Source organism: Vibrio sp. 10N.222.49.A3 (assembly GCF_041475145.1).
Classification (GTDB): Bacteria; Pseudomonadota; Gammaproteobacteria; order Enterobacterales; family Vibrionaceae; genus Vibrio; species Vibrio tasmaniensis_A.
This window is the reverse complement of record NZ_JBFRVM010000294.1, coordinates 1-283: the sequence shown is the minus strand read 5'-3', so window position 1 is coordinate 283 and position 283 is coordinate 1. Positions and strand designations below refer to the sequence as shown.

The window sequence follows — 283 nt, the reverse complement described above, 5'->3', positions numbered from 1 at the left end:
ACGGACACCGTGGAGTCCATACGCTTAAACGCCTACCTACAAGGTTTGCATACTGCGTATTTTGACAATGCCTATAATCAAAAACAGCTAGGCGGAGGAAGCTGGTTCTGTATGCGCGATACAATGGCACTCGATCCAAGGCGCCACCCTGAGTTCCTTGAAGATATGATCTGGATGGTACTTGAGAAAACCGCCAAAAACGATCCGCAGAAGTTCAGACGAGCAAACTATGCAGGGTCCTTCGGCGTTGATATTTCAATGATTATTAACTACGGCTTACAAA

Annotated in this window: 1 pseudogene; it reads left to right on the top strand. The window is 46.3% G+C overall.

Features of this window, described 5'->3' with window-relative positions:
- A pseudogene (locus tag AB4589_RS25120) lies at positions 1 to 283 on the top strand (hypothetical protein); the annotation flags it as partial.